The organism is Pseudomonas sp. F9001 (assembly GCF_013385435.1).
Taxonomy (GTDB): Bacteria; Pseudomonadota; Gammaproteobacteria; order Pseudomonadales; family Pseudomonadaceae; genus Aquipseudomonas.
In genome coordinates this window covers 89,980-105,973 of record NZ_JACAPX010000032.1, presented here as the reverse complement: position 1 = coordinate 105,973, position 15,994 = coordinate 89,980, and the positions used below count along the sequence as shown (strand labels likewise).

The window sequence follows — 15,994 nt, the reverse complement described above, 5'->3', positions numbered from 1 at the left end:
GCTCCCACATTTGATCTTCACAAGACCTTGCTACTCATTCGGCTTACTTAAGTAAGCCGGGATAAAACAATAAGAAAGGGATTCCATCATGCCCAGCGAACCGAATGGCGCTCCGGCGTCCGGGTCTTCCGTCGACTTTGAAAAGGTCGGCACCGAATACTTCCAACAACGGGAACTGAAAAAAGGCGCTGCCGGCTGGGTACTATTAGTCGGTCTCGGGGTTGCCTACGTCATCTCCGGCGACTACGCCGGCTGGAACTTCGGCCTCGCCCAGGGTGGCTGGGGCGGCATGTTCCTCGCCACACTGCTGATGGCCACCATGTACCTGTGCATGTGTTTCTCCCTGGCCGAACTGTCCTCCATGATTCCTACCGCTGGCGGCGGCTACGGCTTTGCCCGCAGCGCATTCGGCCCCTGGGGCGGGTTCCTCACCGGCACCGCGATCCTTATCGAATACGCCATCGCCCCCGCCGCCATCGCGGTGTTTATCGGCGCCTATTGCGAGTCGCTGTTCGGCATTGGCGGCTGGATGATCTACCTGGCGTTCTACATCATCTTTATCGGCATCCACATCTTCGGCGTGGGTGAAGCGCTGAAGCTGATGTTTGTGATTACCGCCGTCGCCGCGATTGCCCTGGGTGTGTTCCTGGTGTCGATGGTGCCGCACTTCAGTGTCGCCAACCTGCTGGACATCCCGGTGACCGAGGCCAAGGGCGCCAGCTCTTTCCTGCCCTTCGGTTATGTCGGCGTTTGGGCGGCGATTCCCTATGCGATCTGGTTCTTTTTGGCCGTCGAAGGTGTGCCACTGGCCGCTGAAGAAACCAAGAACCCCAAACGCGACCTGCCCCGCGGCCTGATCGGCGCCATTGTGGTGCTGACCAGCTTCGCCCTGCTGATTTTGGTGATCGCCCCCGGCGGTGCTGGCGCCTACGCGTTGATGGCATCGGGCAATCCGCTGGTGGAAGCCTTGTCCAAAGCCTACGGCGGCTCCACGTGGATGGGCCACTTCGTCAATCTGGTGGGCCTGGCCGGGCTGATCGCGAGCTTCTTCTCGATCATCTACGCCTACTCCCGGCAGATCTTCGCCCTCTCCCGCGCCGGCTACCTGCCGCGCAAGCTGTCGCAGACCAACAAAAGCAAGGCACCGGTACTGGCCCTGGTGATCCCCGGCATCATCGGGTTCGGCCTGTCGCTGACCGGCCAAGGCGATTTGCTGATCCTGGTCGCCGTATTCGGCGCAACCATTTCCTACGTGCTGATGATGGCCGCGCACATCACGTTGCGCATCCGCCGCCCCAAAATGGACCGCCCTTACCGTACTCCGGGCGGCATCTTCACCTCGGGCGTCGCCCTGGTACTGGCCTGCATCGCCGTTGTGGCGGGCTTTCTGGTGGATCCGCGCGTGGTGATTGGCGCCGCGATCATCTATGGACTATTAATTGCTTACTTTGCTTTCTACAGTCGGCATCACTTGGTAGCAGGCACGCCGGAAGAAGAATTTGCGGCGATCCAGGCCGCAGAGGCCGCCTTGCACTAACTGCCATAAACCTCGACGCGGGCGCTTTACTCACATTCAGCCCGCGTCGACAAGGAGACTCTGTATGGCAAGCTTTTCCCACGCGGTCGGTGCATTGACCTACCGCTTCGACAGCCTCAAGGACGTGATGGCCAAGGCCAGCCCGGCCCGCTCCGGGGATTTTTTGGCGGGTGTTGCCGCCCAGAACGATGGCGAGCGGGTCGCGGCGCAAATGGCCCTGGCCAACATTCCGTTGAAGCACTTTCTCGAAGAAGTGTTGATCCCGTACGAAAGCGACGAAGTCACCCGGCTGATTATCGACACCCACGATAAACAGGCGTTTTCCGTGGTCAGCCACCTGACCGTCGGGGGTTTGCGGGATTGGCTGCTCAGCGACGCGGCCGACGAACAGAGCCTGCGCGCCCTGGCGCCCGGGCTGACACCGGAAATGGCCGCCGCCGTGTCGAAGATCATGCGCGTGCAGGACCTGGTACTGGTGGCGCAGAAAATCCGCGTCGTCACACAGTTCCGCGGCACGATGGGCCTGCGCGGGCGCCTGTCCACCCGCCTGCAGCCCAACCATCCCACCGATGAGCCGGCCGGTATCGCCGCGAGCATTCTTGACGGCCTGCTCTACGGCAACGGCGACGCCATGATCGGCATCAACCCGGCCACCGACAGCATCGCCTCGATCTGCGCGATGCTGGAAATGCTCGACGCGATCATCCAGCGTTATGAAATCCCGACCCAGGCCTGCGTGCTGACCCACGTCACCACCTCCATCGAAGCCATCAACCGTGGCGTGCCGCTGGACCTGGTGTTCCAGTCGATCGCCGGCACCGAGGCGGCCAATGCCAGTTTCGGCATCAGCCTGAGCGTGCTGCAGGAAGGCTACGATGCGGGCCTGAGCCTGAACCGCGGCACCCTCGGGCAAAACCTGATGTATTTCGAAACCGGCCAGGGCAGCGCCTTGTCGGCCAACGCACACTTTGGCGTCGACCAGCAAACCTGCGAAACCCGCGCCTATGCCGTCGCCCGGCATTTCAAGCCGTTTTTGGTGAACACGGTCGTAGGATTTATCGGCCCCGAGTACCTGTACAACGGCAAGCAGATCATCCGCGCCGGCCTCGAAGACCACTTCTGCGGCAAGCTGCTGGGCGTGCCCATGGGGTGCGACATCTGCTACACCAACCATGCCGAAGCCGACCAGGACGACATGGACACCCTGCTCACCCTGCTGGGCGTGGCCGGGATCAACTTCATCATGGGCATCCCGGGCTCCGACGACATCATGCTCAACTACCAGACCACTTCATTTCACGACGCGCTGTACGCCCGCCAAACATTGGGTTTAAAGCCGGCACCGGAGTTTGAACAGTGGCTGGCGAAAATGGGCATCTTCACGCAAGCCGACGGCAAGGTGCACTTCGGCAACAGCCTGCCACCGGCATTCCGCCACGCCTTGGCGCAACTGGGATGAAGAAGGAACCGCCCGTGCACATCGACACCCCGGAAAACAACGTGGACAACCCGTGGCTTGAGCTGCGGCGCCTGACCCCGGCGCGGATTGCCCTGGGCCGCACCGGCACCAGCATGCCTACCGGCGCGCAGCTGGATTTCCAGTTCGCCCATGCCCAGGCCCGCGACGCGGTACACCTGCCGTTTGATCATGCAGGGCTCAGCAGCCAATTGGCGGAGCGTGGCCGCGACAGCCTGCTGCTGCACAGCGCCGCCGTCGACCGTCACAGCTACCTGCAACGCCCGGACCTTGGGCGCCGCCTCAGTGATGAATCCGCCCAGGCCCTGCGGGACTATGCCGAAGCCAACCCCGGCGGCGTGGACCTGGCGGTGGTGGTGGCCGATGGCTTGTCGGCCCTGGCGGTGCATAAACATACGTTGCCGTTTCTTACACGCATGGAGGAACAAACCCACGCTGAAGGCTGGTCGCTGTCACCGGTGATTCTGGTGGAGCAGGGCCGTGTCGCCGTCGCGGATGAAGTCGGCCAGTTGCTCGGGGCAAAAATGGTGGTGATCCTGATCGGCGAGCGGCCGGGGCTCAGCTCGCCGGACAGCCTGGGGCTGTATTTCACCTACAACCCCAAGGTCGGCCTCACTGACGCCTACCGCAACTGCATCTCCAATGTGCGCCTGGAAGGCTTGAGCTACGGCATGGCCGCTCACCGCCTGCTTTACTTGATGCGGGAGGCCTGTCGCCGGCAGTTGTCGGGGGTCAACCTCAAGGATGAAGCGCAGGTACAAACCCTCGAGTCGGATGATCCCGACCTGATGAAAGGAAACTTCCTGCTCAGCCCACCGAAGGACTGATCCCTGCACGATTGCGCTTTTTCTCTGCTTTAGGCAGCATCGAGACACGGCCGCTTGTGTGGTCATACCCCATTTGGAAGTTGAGGCCTGGCATGCGGATTACTCAAGCGACCCTTGAACACCTGGACCTGTTGACCCCGCTTTTCGTCAAATACCGCGAATTTTACGGTGCGCTGCCGTTTCCTGATTCGAGCCGCGCCTTCCTGGAAAAACGCCTGCGCCGCAAGGAGTCCGTGATCTACCTGGCGCTGGCCGACGATGACGACAAGAAACTGCTTGGCTTTTGCCAGCTGTATCCAAGCTTTTCATCGTTGTCCCTCAAGCGGGTGTGGATCCTCAACGACATCTACGTCGCCGAAGACGCACGCCGGCAGTTGGTGGCCGACAACCTGATGCGTACCGCGAAGAAGATGGCCAAGGAAACTCAAGCCGTGCGCCTGCGTGTGTCCACCAGCAGCGACAACCAGGTGGCGCAGAAAACCTATGAGTCCATCGGTTTTCGGGAAGACACCGAGTTCAAGAACTACGTGCTTGCGATCAACGATGACTGACAACTATTAACCAAACCTCATACATCTGTTGTGGGAGCCCCCTCCCACACTGACGCTGTGTCTACAATCAGATCGCTTTCGCGACATTCCCCGCTACAAAACCAGCACGCTTTTCACAACTCTATCCGTATAATGCGGACCTTTCAGGGTCGTAAGAAATACGCCACTACCTTGTAGCCCTTATTACCCGAAGCCTCCGCACAGGCCCGCTGAGCCAGGCCATTCACACAGGTGCCCTCCATGGATTTCAACCCGCTCGACCTTATCCTGCATCTCGACGTGTACCTCGACATGCTGGTGAGAAACTACGGAGTGTGGATCTACGCCATTCTGTTCCTGGTTATCTTTTGCGAAACCGGCCTTGTGGTCATGCCCTTCCTGCCGGGTGATTCCTTGCTGTTTATTGCCGGCGCCATCGCCGCAGGCGGCGGCATGGACCCGATATTGCTGGGCGGCTTGCTGATGCTCGCGGCCATCCTGGGCGACAGTACCAACTACGTCATCGGACGAACGGCCGGGGAACGCTTGTTCAGCAACCCCAACTCGAAAATATTCCGCCGCGACTACCTGCAAAAGACCCACGACTTCTACGACAAGCATGGCGGCAAAACCGTGACCCTGGCGCGCTTCCTGCCGATCCTGCGGACCTTCGCACCGTTCGTCGCCGGCATCGCCAAGATGCCTTACCCGCGCTTCTTCGGTTTCAGCGTGTTCGGCACCATCCTGTGGGTCGGCGGCCTGGTAACCCTGGGCTACTTCTTCGGCAACGTGCCCTTCATCAAGAAAAACCTGTCGCTGCTGGTGGTGTTCATCATCCTGCTGTCGCTGGTACCGATGATCATCGGCGTGTTCCGCAGCCGCTTCGGCCGCAGCTCTTCCGAAGCCAAGCCGCAGTAACCGGCTATGTGGTCCCTCAGCGCCTGGCGTCGCCGGCGCCTGCTGGCCAAGCACCCGATTGCCGATGAAACGTGGCAACGGGTGCGCCATCACCTGACTTTCCTCGACGGCATCACTGCCGAGCAAGACCAGTGGCTGCGGGAAGCCTGCGTGGTGTTCCTCGCCGAAAAACACCTCACCGCCCTGCCCGGCGTCGAACTGCACCAGGAACAGCGCCTGCTGCTCGCCGCCCAGGCACAGCTGCCGCTGATGAACCTTGGCGACCTCGACTGGTACCAGGGCTTCCACGAGATCGTGCTGTACCCCGACGACTTCCTCAGCCCGCAGCGCCATCGCGACGCCAGCGGCGTGGAACACGAGTGGGACGGCGAGCACAGCGGCGAAGCCTGGCAACAGGGCCCGGTGATCCTTGCGTGGCCCGGCGTACTGGCCAGCGGCAACTGGGAAGGCTACAACCTGGTCATTCACGAACTGGCCCACAAGCTGGACATGCTCAACGGCGACGCCAACGGCCTGCCCCCCCTGCACCACGACATGCGCGTGCAGGAATGGGCCAGCGTCATGCAAAGCGCCTTCGACGACCTCAACCGCCAGCTCGACCGCAACCCTGACGCCGAAACGGCCATAGACCCCTACGCCGCGGAAAACCCGGCCGAGTTCTTTGCCGTCACCAGCGAATATTTCTTCAGTGCCCCGGATTTGCTGGTCAGCAGTTATCCACAGGTGTACGAGCAACTGAGCCACTTCTACCGTCAGGATCCCCTGGCGCGCCTGCACCAACTGCAGGCCGGCGACGTGCGGTATCAGACGGAACGCCAAGCGCCCTACGACGTCTGACGCATGGCATCGGCGTCAGAATATGCCTATAATCGCCGCCACTTTTAGGCCAATCCGGCCATGTTCCATGGCCAACTACGGGGGCAACGCCCAATGAGCTACAGCAAGATTCCGGCTGGCAAAGACCTGCCGAACGACATCTACGTCGCCATCGAGATTCCGGCCAACCACGCGCCGATCAAATACGAAATCGACAAAGACAGCGACTGCCTGTTCGTTGACCGTTTCATGGCCACCCCGATGTTCTACCCGGCCAACTACGGTTTCATCCCCAACACCCTGGCAGACGACGGTGACCCCCTCGACGTGCTGGTCGTGACCCCTTACCCGGTTACCCCAGGCTCGGTTATCCGCGCCCGCCCGGTCGGCATCCTGAACATGACTGACGACGGCGGCGGCGATGCCAAAGTTATCGCAGTACCACACGACAAGCTGTCCCAGCTGTATGTCGACGTGAAGGAATACACCGATCTGCCGCCACTGCTGCTGGAACAGATCAAACACTTCTTCGAGAACTACAAAGACCTCGAAAAAGGCAAATGGGTGAAGATCGACGGTTGGGGCAATGCAGACGCCGCCCGCGCCGAGATCCTGAAGTCGGTCGCTGCCTACAAAGGCTGATACCGCTATTCGCTCTGAAAAAGCCCCGATTAAACGGGGCTTTTTTTGTGGGAAAAATATAAACATCCGCCTACTTTAATAAACACATTTACAGCAATTGTTTAACTAGCTTAATCAACTAGCAGAATAGTCCTGCGATAAGGAAACACCTACATACAGCAACTCAACGCATGGTTTATTTGATCTGATTTTACGGCCAGTAAACTCTGCGTTTATGAATACATCAGGTGATCGCTTAAGAGCGCTATTACGGGAAGTTCATCTTTCCGCTTCCGACTTCGCCAAGAACCGCGATGTTACGCCTCAACACGTAAACAACTGGTTCAAACGCGGCGTCCCCATGGGCCGGCTCAACGAGTTCGCAGAATTGTTGTGCGTCACCAGCCGTTGGCTGCGCACAGGCGAAGGCCCCAAACATCCACCCGCCAACTACCTGCTGGAAGGATCCGATGCAGACACCTCCCACCGTATCGCCCGCGAGACCAGCGGCAACTACATCACCCACCCGGTCTCGGGCCCGGTAAAAATCGACGTGGAGATCCCCCTCCACCCCACCTTCACCTCGACCGAAAGCATCCGCCTCTCCCTGCACACCCTTGAAGCCATCGGTGTAAGCCCGGAGCGGGCGCTCGGGGCCTACATGGTCGGCAACAGCATGATCGACATCATCCAGGACGGAAGTACCCTCGCCATCGACTGTGGCCGCAAACAGATCATCGACGGCGAAATCTACGCGGTAGAGCACGACGGAATGCTGCGGATCAAATACCTCTACAACCGTCCAGGAGGTGGCCTGCGGATGCGCAGCCACAACAGCGCCGAGCATCCGGACGAGTTTTTGACCTATGAGCAGCGGCATGAGCAGAACTTTGAGATTCTGGGTTGGGTGTTCTGGTGGGCGACACTGAATAACCGCCGCCCGCCGGTGCCGCTGGATGCGCATTTATTGGGCTACGAAGGCTCTAAATCGGATCCGGAGCTGGGAAATTGAGGCGAATATGGGTATTATCCGCCGCACATTTGGCAGGGGGTTGGCGTGAAGCCGGTCCGCCCTGCCTGGCGATGCGGAGGAGTTCCCGCTGATGCCCCTTATCACCTGGGTGTGAGCCTGGGTGAACGATTTGAAGGCTGGTGAGGTTTACCAAAAATAAGCTGAACCAGTCCCCGAGAAGCCGGCCACAAGCCGGCTTTTTAATGCCTGGAAGAAATGCGCTACACCTGCCAGGCATCGAGCTATTTGAGAACGCGCCAACCGCTCCAAGGCACGCAAGCCGTCTTTTCCATCCTCAGGACATTCGCCTGATACGTCGCTAAAAGCCCGTTCCAAGAACACGTTTCGCATACCTGTCGTTACCAACGACATGACATCAAGACGTGTCGCAAAAATCAAAATATAGCGACACGTAGTGCACGCATGTTTACACTGACGCCACGAAAGGGCGCCCTGATGAGCCCCTCTTACCTTTAGACGGATAAGTCAAAGACCGAGCCCCATCCATGACCGCATCCCACCTTCCCTGGCAGGCTGACAAGCCCTACAACCAGCTTCCCACTTTGCCACCGGCAACTGTTCTGGAAACCCATGCAGTGCTCAAACGCTGCATTGAGGCCCGCACAGCCCTGGCCGAATTGAAGCAAGCGGCTGAGCTGATCCCTAACCAGACAATGCTGATCAACACCATTCCATTGCTGGAGGCCAAGGACAGCTCAGAGATCGAAAGTATCGTCACCACCACGGATTTGCTCTTTCAGCATGCTCAGGATGGGGATAGCCACGCAGACCCAGCGACCAAGGAAGCACTGCGCTACCGCAAAGCCCTGCAGAAAGGTTATCAATCGTTGGCCGACCGCCCACTCTCCAGCGGTACTGCAGTCGAAATCTGCCGCACGCTTAAAGGCGTGAACATGGATATACGCCGGGTGCCAGGAGTCCAGCTAGCCAACGACCGAGCCGGCGAGATCATCTATACCCCACCGGAAGGCGAAGATCGCTTACGTGACATGCTCGCCAACTGGGAGCGCTTCCTGCACAACGAGACCGACCTGGATCCATTAGTACGTATGGCGGTTAGTCACTATCAATTCGAAGCCATTCACCCATTCACCGACGGCAATGGCCGTACCGGGCGAGTGCTCAACACCCTGTACCTGATCCAGGAAGGCCTGCTGAATCTACCGATTCTCTACCTTAGCCGTTACATCATTGCCCATAGAGCCGATTACTACCGCCTGTTGCTTGATGTCACTCGCAAACAAGCCTGGGAGCCTTGGCTGCTGTACATGCTCAGCGCTGTGGAAGAAACAGCACGCTGGACTTGTGCAAAAATTGCCGCTATTCGCAGCCTGTCCGAGCACACCACCCAGTTTGTTCGTGAGCAGTTGCCGAAAACCTATTCCCGCGAGCTGGTAGACGTCATTTTCGAACAGCCCTACTGCCGCATCAGCAACGTCGTCGACAAACAGATTGCCCAGCGTCAAGCAGCCTCCCGTTACCTCAAAGAACTAGTCGCCATCGGCGTTCTGCAAGAGGTTCAGGTTGGCAAGGAAAAGCTCTTCATCCATCCCAAGCTGATGCAGTTACTCACTCGCGACAACAACGACTTCAAGCCATACGCCTGAGGGGAGAGCTTTACTCGATGACAATCGTCTGCCGGGATCTGCGCCCCTGAGCCGTGATGATTAGCATTTGGTCAGTAGGTTGCTGACCAAATGCATCGTTACCTCAGTGTCGGCTTAGGATCCTCACCTCGGCTGCAAGCAATCCAACGCCCTATCCACCACCACCTTCGACATCTCCACCAAATGCATCACCGCCCGCTGCGCGCCGTTCAGCGGCTCGGTCGACGCCTGGGCGGTCGCCACGGCGCAATGCAATAACTCGGCAGCATGGGCCAGGGCATCTTCGAAACTCAGTTCGTCATCGACGGTAAACGGGTTGGGTGAAGGCTGCGCGTCCGGCGCTTTAAGGTAGTGATCGATCACTCGACGCGAGGCATCAGTGTCGCGGAGTAAGGCTTTATGGAATGCGGGTGGATCGGGGGTAACTTTGACCATGGTAGAACTCCTAGCAGTGAGTTAAACCACTAACCTCTCGCGACTAAACGATCAGAAGGTGGCAGCTGTACGCAGGTTAGTCGACCGGCCGCTAGGCACCGGCGCACCCGAAGGTGCCCTGCGCACAGCCACCATAAAGTGCAGGCGATAAATACCTGGCTTTGAGATGGCGCTGTACGCCTAGCGTTGTCCGGGCGACTAAACCCGATCACTGAATATGCAGTGACGGAACGCAGACTAGTCGCGGGATTTTGCTGGCGCAAGCGCTTGGAATTCTCTAGGAAACGTCCTGCAAATGAAAGGGATCAGTCTTCCTGGCCATTCCCAATCACCGCCTCTTCTTGACTCTCCCCCTAAGGTCACACCTCACCCTGAACCCCCAACTTTCAGGATCCCCACCACCATGAGCCAACGCATCCTGGTCATCCTCGGCCACCCTTCCCGCACCAGCTTCTGCTCTGCCCTCACCGACACCTACATCACCTCGGCCAAAACCGCCGGTCACGAAGTGCGCGTCCTGCGCCTCGGCGACCTGACTTTCGATCCCATCCTGCACAACGGCTACAACCAAACCCAACCCCTGGAACCCGACCTGCTCAACGCCCAATCCGACATCCTGTGGGCCAATCACCTGACGTTTGTCTTCCCCATCTGGTGGGGTGGCATCCCGGCTTTGATGAAGGGCTTTATCGACCGAATTCTCCTGTCTGGTTTCGCCTTCAAATACCGCAAAGGCAAAGCCTTCCCCGACAAACTCCTGAAGGGACGAACTGCGCATTTGCTGGTGACCCTGGACACGCCAGCGTGGTATTACAGGTGGTTCTACCGCATGCCCGCGCTGCACCAGATGCGCAAGACAACACTGGCGTTTTGTGGCATTCAGCCGATCAAGACGTTGCTGTTCGGGCCGGTGTTGGGCTCTACGCCAGCACAGCGGGAACAGTGGCTGAAACAGGCCGGCGCACTCTTTGGGAAAAGGACTTTTCATGTACATCGGCAAAGCCGCGCAACTGTCGGGCACAACCATCAAGGCGATTCGTCACTATGAAGCCATCGGCCTGTTGCCGCCGCAGCAGCGGGAAGGTCGTTATCGCATTTACTCCACGCAAAGTGTGGAGCTGCTGACGTTCATCAAGTGCGCTCAGCAGTTGGGTTTCAAGCTCAAGGAGTTGCAGGCAATTCTGGGTGGGCATCACGGTGATGGGCTGCCCTGGGGCCTGGCGGACAAGGCGATCGCCAACAAGAAGCAGGAGTTGGTGCGGCAGATCGAGGCATTGCAGAAGATGCATGGAGGACTGGTCGAGTTTGAGGCCAGTCTCAAGGATGCTCAGGGCCAATGCACCGCACCACTGAAAACGCCACTGCCGTCAATGAGCTGAACCGCTGTTTTACGTAGTACCGGGCAGCGGCTCGGAACAGAAAAAGCTTCGCAAGTAATGGAGTGGTTTCCGGCCGCACTGGGAAAGGTCCACTTCGAGCGCGATTGGCAATGGCGTGCTGGCGGGAAGTTGGACGGCGATTACCGGCGTGTGGGACGCCATCAAGCAAGCGCAGGAGATCTTCAAGGACGCCGGCAAGCTGTTTGAAAGCCTGGGGGCGACAGCCAGCGAATCGATGGAGCTGGCGAGTACTGCGCCAAAGGTTATGGAACAGGCGATCCTGCTGGCCAGTGATGAGGCGGCGCTGTACCTGATGTGCGCATCTGACTGGACAGTGAGCCGAATAGCTCACACAATCGGCTCACCAAATGAGCCGAATAAGCCTCCTATTCGGCTCACGCACAGAGCATGCCTCCATGGATCACCCGAACTGGATCTGGCAACAACCCGACTGGCCGCACTTTCACTGGCAACCAGAGCGCCTCGCAGCATTGTTGCGCGAGTGCACGCAGGCGCAAGGAAAGTTGCTGGGCATGCTCGGTTCGGTCAGCCAGGCACAGAGTTCGGAGAATGAACTGGATGCGTTGCTGCAAAACATTCTGACCTCCTCGGCAATCGAGGGTGAGCAGTTGAATGTGGGCTCGGTACGTTCCTCTTTGGCCCGGCGCCTGGGCCTGGAGCTATTGCAAGACGGCTCCGTGAGCCGGCGCAGCGAGGGTCTGGCTGACTTGATGCTGGACGCCACGCAACAGTTTGCTCAACCGTTTACCCTCACCCGTCTATTCAAATGGCATCGATGGTTGTTTCCCGCCGAGGAAGCCCGCTTTTCCACCCACGGCTTGAACGTAGGCGCGTTAAGGGGGGATGAGCCTATGCAGGTTGTGTCGGGACGACTGGACCGACCCACTGTGCATTTCGAGGCCCCACCCCGCCAAGGACTGGAGCAGTCGCTGGACGATTTCATCGAATGGTTTGAAGCCAGCCGGAATCATGCGGCCCTTGACCCATTGCTCCGCGCAGGCCTGGCGCATTTCTGGTTCGTCACCCTGCACCCCTTCGATGATGGCAACGGTCGTCTGACGCGGGCTATTACTGACCTCGCGCTTGCCCAGGCGGAGAACCAGGCGATCCGCTTCTACGCCATGTCGGCAAGCATCCTTGAAGACCGGGCAGGCTATTACCGTGCACTGGAAACCAGTCAAAAAGCCACGCTGGATGTCACCGATTGGCTAGAGTGGTTCCTGCAAACCCTGCTTCGTAGCCTGCAGCAGGCGATGGCGCGGATCGACCGGGTGCTGGGTAAAACTCGCTTCTGGCAACGGCATCGAGACAACGTACTCAGCGCCGAGCAGACAAAAGTCTTGAATCGCTTGCTCGACGGCGGCGAGAAGGGCTTTGAGCACGGGATCAGCGCGGCCCAATATCAAGCGGTAGCCAAAGTGTCCAAGGCAACGGCGACCCGACATCTGGCCGATCTTCTGGAAAAAAACTGCCTGGTTCGGCTACCCGGCGGCGGCCGCAGCACCCGCTATCAAATCAACACCCAAGGCGATTGATTTACAAGGCAAATCCCCCCACTCATTTGCCCCAATCCCCCATGTCTGCTAGTGTCGCGCCGGTTTACCGTCTACCGGAATAGCCGCCATGGCCCGCAAAAAAGTTGCACTCGATTTCGAACAATCCCTCGCCGACCTGCAAACCCTGGTCGAGCGGATGGAGAACGGCGAGTTGTCGCTAGAAGACTCGTTGACCGCATTCGAGCAAGGCATCGGCCTGACCCGCGACTGCCAGAGCGCCCTGGCGCAGGCGGAGCAGAAGGTCCAGGTGTTGCTGGAACGCGATGGGGAGTTGGCCGAAGAACCTTTCGATGCGGAACAGCCTGAATGATCGACGCTTATCAGGCCGGCAGCCAGGCCCGGGTCAATGCTGCGCTGGATCCGCTGTTTGTCGCGCCCAGCCCTGAGCTGAACCGCCTGTATGAGGCCATGCGCTACAGCGTGATGAACGGTGGCAAGCGCGTTCGCCCGTTGCTCGCCTATGCGGCCTGTGAAGCCCTCGGCGCCCAGGCGGAGGAAGCCAACGGCGCCGCCTGTGCGGTGGAGTTGATCCACGCTTACTCCCTGGTACACGACGATTTGCCGGCAATGGACGACGACGATCTGCGTCGCGGCCAACCCACTACCCATAAAGCCTTTGATGAAGCCTGCGCGATTCTCGCCGGTGACGGCCTGCAAAGCCTGGCGTTCAGCGCCCTGCTGGACCCGCGCCTGAGCAGCGTCAACGCCGAGATCCGTCTGCGCATGGTCACCGCGCTGGCGCTGGCCGCAGGGCCTGCCGGCATGGTCGGCGGCCAGGCGATTGACCTGGGCTCGGTCGGTTTGAAGCTCGATCAACAAGCCCTGGAATACATGCACCGCCACAAGACCGGCGCGCTGATCGAGGCCGCCGTGCACCTCGGCGCCCTGGCCAGTGGCCGTGCCGAAGCGGCGCAACTGGCGGCGCTGCAAACCTACGCGCGGGCCATCGGCCTGGCGTTCCAGGTGCAGGACGATATTCTCGACGTTGAAAGCGATACCGCGACCCTCGGCAAGCGCCAGGGTGCTGATATCGCACGGGACAAGCCGACTTATCCTTCGCTTCTCGGGCTGGAAGCCGCCAAGGCGTACGCCCTGGAGCTGCGGGACCAGGCCCTGGATGCCCTGCGACCTTTCGACGCGGCTGCCGAGCCACTGCGTGACCTGGCGCGGTATATCGTCGAACGTCGCCACTGACAACAGCGGCCTTTTCCACCGCATATCAGCCAAGTTCGGCGCTCTGCGTGGGCAGTTTGCGATGCTTGAGGTAAACTGCCGCCTCTTCTATACCTATAACGATTCGCCTGATGCCCACGACGTTTCAAGAGATTCCCCGCAAGCGCCCGGCCACGCCCCTGCTGGACCGTGCCAACACGCCAGCCGGCCTGCGCCGCCTGGGTGAAGCCGAGCTGGAAACCCTGGCCGATGAGTTGCGCCTGGAATTGCTCTACACGGTCGGCCAGACCGGTGGGCATTTCGGTGCCGGCCTGGGCGTCATCGAGCTGACCATTGCGCTGCATTACGTATTCGACACTCCGGACGACCGGCTGGTGTGGGACGTGGGTCATCAGGCCTATCCGCACAAGATTCTCACCGGACGCCGCGAGCGCATGGCCACACTGCGCCAGAAGGATGGCATCGCCGCCTTCCCGCGCCGCTCCGAGAGCGAGTACGACACCTTTGGCGTCGGCCACTCCAGCACCTCTATCAGTGCAGCGCTGGGCATGGCGATTGCCGCCCGCCTGCAGAACAGCGATCGCAAGGCGATTGCGGTGATCGGTGATGGCGCGTTGACCGCCGGCATGGCCTTCGAGGCGCTGAACCACGCGCCGGAAGTGGATGCCAACATGCTGGTGATCCTCAACGACAACGACATGTCGATCTCGCGCAATGTCGGTGGCCTGTCGAATTACCTGGCAAAAATCCTCTCCAGCCGCACTTACGCCAGCATGCGCGAAGGCAGCAAGAAGGTGCTCTCGCGTCTGCCCGGCGCGTGGGAAATTGCCCGTCGTACCGAAGAATATGCCAAGGGCATGCTGGTTCCCGGCACCCTGTTCGAAGAGTTGGGCTGGAACTACATCGGCCCGATCGACGGCCATGACCTGCCAACCCTGATCGCCACCCTGCGCAACATGCGTGACCTTAAAGGCCCGCAGTTCCTGCATATCGTGACCAAGAAAGGCAAAGGCTTCGCCCCGGCGGAAGTCGACCCGATTGGTTACCACGCGATCACCAAGCTGGAACCGCTGAACGCCCCGGCCGCCGCGCCGAAGAAGCCCAGCGGGCCAAAGTATTCCGGTGTGTTCGGCGAATGGCTGTGTGACATGGCCGCCGCCGACCCGCGCCTGGTGGGCATCACCCCGGCGATGAAGGAAGGTTCCGACCTGGTGGCGTTCAGCGAGCGTTTCCCGCTGCGCTATTTCGACGTGGCCATCGCCGAGCAACACGCGGTGACCTTCGCCGCGGGCATGGCCTGTGAAGGCGCCAAGCCGGTAGTCGCGATCTACTCTACGTTCCTGCAGCGCGGTTATGACCAGTTGATTCATGACGTCGCGGTGCAGAACCTCGACGTGCTGTTCGCCATCGACCGTGCGGGCCTGGTGGGCGAAGACGGCCCGACCCATGCCGGCAGCTTCGACCTCTCGTACCTGCGCTGCATCCCCGGCATGCTGGTGATGACCCCGAGCGACGAGAACGAACTGCGCAAGATGCTCAGCACCGGCCACCTGTACAACGGCCCGGCGGCTGTGCGCTATCCGCGTGGGAATGGTCCGAATGCGGTGATCGAAAAGGACCTTGAGCCTATCGAAATCGGCAAGGGTATCGTCCGCCGCCAGGGCAGCGGGGTTGCCTTGCTGGTGTTCGGCGTGCAATTGGCTGAAGCCTTGAAAGTGGCCGAGAAGATCGACGCCACGGTGGTAGACATGCGTTTCGTCAAGCCACTGGACGAGGCCCTGGTGCGCGAGATCGCCGGCAGCCATGAGCTGCTGGTGACCCTCGAAGAAAACGCCGTCATGGGCGGCGCCGGTGCGGCAGTCAGTGAGTTCCTGGCGCGGGAGAATATCCTCAAGTCGGTGCTGCACCTGGGCCTGCCGGATGTGTATGTCGAGCATGCCAAGCCGGCGCAGATGCTGGCTGAGTGCGGGCTGGATGAATCCGGGATTGAAGCTTCGGTTCGTCAGCGCATGGCACTCTTGAATCTGTAAACAACAATCAAATGTGGGAGCTGGCTTGCCTGCG

At 59.9% G+C, this 15,994-nt stretch carries 16 protein-coding genes; 15 read left to right on the top strand and 1 reads right to left on the bottom strand.

Translation table 11 applies throughout. From position 1 onward, the window contains the following. Nucleotides 1–88: 88 nt before the first annotated feature. The 9 genes from eat (at nt 89) to fic (ending at nt 9,366) form a co-directional block, all read left to right on the top strand. On the top strand, nt 89–1,537 hold the full coding sequence (gene eat / locus HX818_RS25160; protein ID WP_177020929.1) for an ethanolamine permease: 1,449 nt from the start codon (nt 89–91) through the stop codon (nt 1,535–1,537). Between the two features lie 64 nt (nt 1,538–1,601). Then, nucleotides 1,602–2,996 (top strand): ethanolamine ammonia-lyase subunit EutB, encoded by a 1,395-nt coding sequence (locus HX818_RS25155; RefSeq protein WP_003219393.1) that lies wholly within the window; start codon nt 1,602–1,604, stop codon nt 2,994–2,996. Continuing rightward, nucleotides 2,993–3,841, top strand: a complete 849-nt coding sequence (gene eutC / locus HX818_RS25150; protein WP_087692359.1) for an ethanolamine ammonia-lyase subunit EutC — start codon at nt 2,993–2,995, stop codon at nt 3,839–3,841. Before HX818_RS25155 ends, eutC begins: the two co-directional genes overlap by 4 nt. Before the next feature lie 92 nt (nt 3,842–3,933). Next, nucleotides 3,934–4,392: an N-acetyltransferase gene (locus HX818_RS25145; RefSeq protein ID WP_177020928.1), complete on the top strand. Its 459-nt coding sequence runs from the start codon at nt 3,934–3,936 to the stop codon at nt 4,390–4,392. Between the two features lie 240 nt (nt 4,393–4,632). Continuing rightward, the gene (locus HX818_RS25140) at nt 4,633–5,289 is read left to right on the top strand and encodes a DedA family protein (RefSeq protein ID WP_003219387.1); all 657 of its coding nucleotides are present in this window, start codon (nt 4,633–4,635) and stop codon (nt 5,287–5,289) included. Between the two features lie 6 nt (nt 5,290–5,295). Then, entirely contained in the window at nt 5,296–6,126 is an 831-nt protein-coding gene (locus HX818_RS25135) for a zinc-dependent peptidase (protein ID WP_003219385.1), read from the top strand. A 93-nt stretch (nt 6,127–6,219) separates the two neighbouring features. Next, entirely contained in the window at nt 6,220–6,747 is a 528-nt protein-coding gene (ppa, locus tag HX818_RS25130; protein WP_003219382.1) for an inorganic diphosphatase, read from the top strand. 214 nt (nt 6,748–6,961) lie between these two features. After that, on the top strand, nt 6,962–7,738 hold the full coding sequence (locus tag HX818_RS25125; RefSeq protein ID WP_087692357.1) for an XRE family transcriptional regulator: 777 nt from the start codon (nt 6,962–6,964) through the stop codon (nt 7,736–7,738). Nucleotides 7,739–8,244: 506 nt separating this feature from the next. Continuing rightward, nucleotides 8,245–9,366 carry a protein adenylyltransferase Fic gene (fic, locus tag HX818_RS25120; RefSeq protein ID WP_177020927.1) on the top strand — a complete coding sequence of 374 codons (1,122 nt, stop codon included), beginning with the start codon at nt 8,245–8,247 and terminating at the stop codon, nt 9,364–9,366. A 123-nt stretch (nt 9,367–9,489) separates the two neighbouring features. On the opposite strand, the gene HX818_RS25115 is transcribed toward fic, so the two are convergent. Beyond that, nucleotides 9,490–9,801 carry a DUF6124 family protein gene (locus tag HX818_RS25115; protein ID WP_003219377.1) on the bottom strand — a complete coding sequence of 104 codons (312 nt, stop codon included), beginning with the start codon at nt 9,799–9,801 and terminating at the stop codon, nt 9,490–9,492. Between the two features lie 403 nt (nt 9,802–10,204). Here HX818_RS25115 and HX818_RS25110 point away from each other — a divergent pair, with 403 nt between their 5' ends. The 6 genes from HX818_RS25110 (at nt 10,205) to dxs (ending at nt 15,960) form a co-directional block, all read left to right on the top strand. Further along, on the top strand, nt 10,205–10,849 hold the full coding sequence (locus tag HX818_RS25110; protein WP_177020926.1) for an NAD(P)H-dependent oxidoreductase: 645 nt from the start codon (nt 10,205–10,207) through the stop codon (nt 10,847–10,849). Further along, on the top strand, nt 10,788–11,180 hold the full coding sequence (locus HX818_RS25105) for a MerR family transcriptional regulator (protein ID WP_008436505.1): 393 nt from the start codon (nt 10,788–10,790) through the stop codon (nt 11,178–11,180). Before HX818_RS25110 ends, HX818_RS25105 begins: the two co-directional genes overlap by 62 nt. Before the next feature lie 416 nt (nt 11,181–11,596). Next, nucleotides 11,597–12,736 carry a Fic family protein gene (locus tag HX818_RS25100; protein WP_177020925.1) on the top strand — a complete coding sequence of 380 codons (1,140 nt, stop codon included), beginning with the start codon at nt 11,597–11,599 and terminating at the stop codon, nt 12,734–12,736. Between the two features lie 88 nt (nt 12,737–12,824). Then, the gene (locus tag HX818_RS25095) at nt 12,825–13,067 is read left to right on the top strand and encodes an exodeoxyribonuclease VII small subunit (RefSeq protein WP_003209964.1); all 243 of its coding nucleotides are present in this window, start codon (nt 12,825–12,827) and stop codon (nt 13,065–13,067) included. Beyond that, complete coding sequence (gene ispA, locus HX818_RS25090) at nt 13,064–13,951, top strand: (2E,6E)-farnesyl diphosphate synthase (protein WP_008436503.1); 888 nt, start codon at nt 13,064–13,066, stop codon at nt 13,949–13,951. Before HX818_RS25095 ends, ispA begins: the two co-directional genes overlap by 4 nt. A gap of 110 nt (nt 13,952–14,061) precedes the next feature. Next, entirely contained in the window at nt 14,062–15,960 is a 1,899-nt protein-coding gene (dxs, locus tag HX818_RS25085) for a 1-deoxy-D-xylulose-5-phosphate synthase (protein ID WP_177020924.1), read from the top strand. Nucleotides 15,961–15,994 lie beyond the last annotated feature (34 nt).

Bases quoted from the DNA above. Each gene is read 5' to 3' on its own strand.
- ispA (WP_008436503.1), top strand. From the start codon at position 13,064: ATGATCGACGCTTATCAGGCCGGCAGCCAGGCCCGGGTCAATGCTGCG.
- HX818_RS25140 (WP_003219387.1), top strand. From the start codon at position 4,633: ATGGATTTCAACCCGCTCGACCTTATCCTGCATCTCGACGTGTACCTC.
- HX818_RS25110 (WP_177020926.1), top strand. From the start codon at position 10,205: ATGAGCCAACGCATCCTGGTCATCCTCGGCCACCCTTCCCGCACCAGC.
- eutC (WP_087692359.1), top strand. From the start codon at position 2,993: ATGAAGAAGGAACCGCCCGTGCACATCGACACCCCGGAAAACAACGTG.
- eat (WP_177020929.1), top strand. From the start codon at position 89: ATGCCCAGCGAACCGAATGGCGCTCCGGCGTCCGGGTCTTCCGTCGAC.
- dxs (WP_177020924.1), top strand. From the start codon at position 14,062: ATGCCCACGACGTTTCAAGAGATTCCCCGCAAGCGCCCGGCCACGCCC.
- HX818_RS25145 (WP_177020928.1), top strand. From the start codon at position 3,934: ATGCGGATTACTCAAGCGACCCTTGAACACCTGGACCTGTTGACCCCG.
- HX818_RS25100 (WP_177020925.1), top strand. From the start codon at position 11,597: ATGGATCACCCGAACTGGATCTGGCAACAACCCGACTGGCCGCACTTT.
- HX818_RS25115 (WP_003219377.1), bottom strand. From the start codon at position 9,801: ATGGTCAAAGTTACCCCCGATCCACCCGCATTCCATAAAGCCTTACTC.
- HX818_RS25095 (WP_003209964.1), top strand. From the start codon at position 12,825: ATGGCCCGCAAAAAAGTTGCACTCGATTTCGAACAATCCCTCGCCGAC.
- fic (WP_177020927.1), top strand. From the start codon at position 8,245: ATGACCGCATCCCACCTTCCCTGGCAGGCTGACAAGCCCTACAACCAG.
- ppa (WP_003219382.1), top strand. From the start codon at position 6,220: ATGAGCTACAGCAAGATTCCGGCTGGCAAAGACCTGCCGAACGACATC.
- HX818_RS25155 (WP_003219393.1), top strand. From the start codon at position 1,602: ATGGCAAGCTTTTCCCACGCGGTCGGTGCATTGACCTACCGCTTCGAC.
- HX818_RS25105 (WP_008436505.1), top strand. From the start codon at position 10,788: ATGTACATCGGCAAAGCCGCGCAACTGTCGGGCACAACCATCAAGGCG.
- HX818_RS25125 (WP_087692357.1), top strand. From the start codon at position 6,962: ATGAATACATCAGGTGATCGCTTAAGAGCGCTATTACGGGAAGTTCAT.
- HX818_RS25135 (WP_003219385.1), top strand. From the start codon at position 5,296: ATGTGGTCCCTCAGCGCCTGGCGTCGCCGGCGCCTGCTGGCCAAGCAC.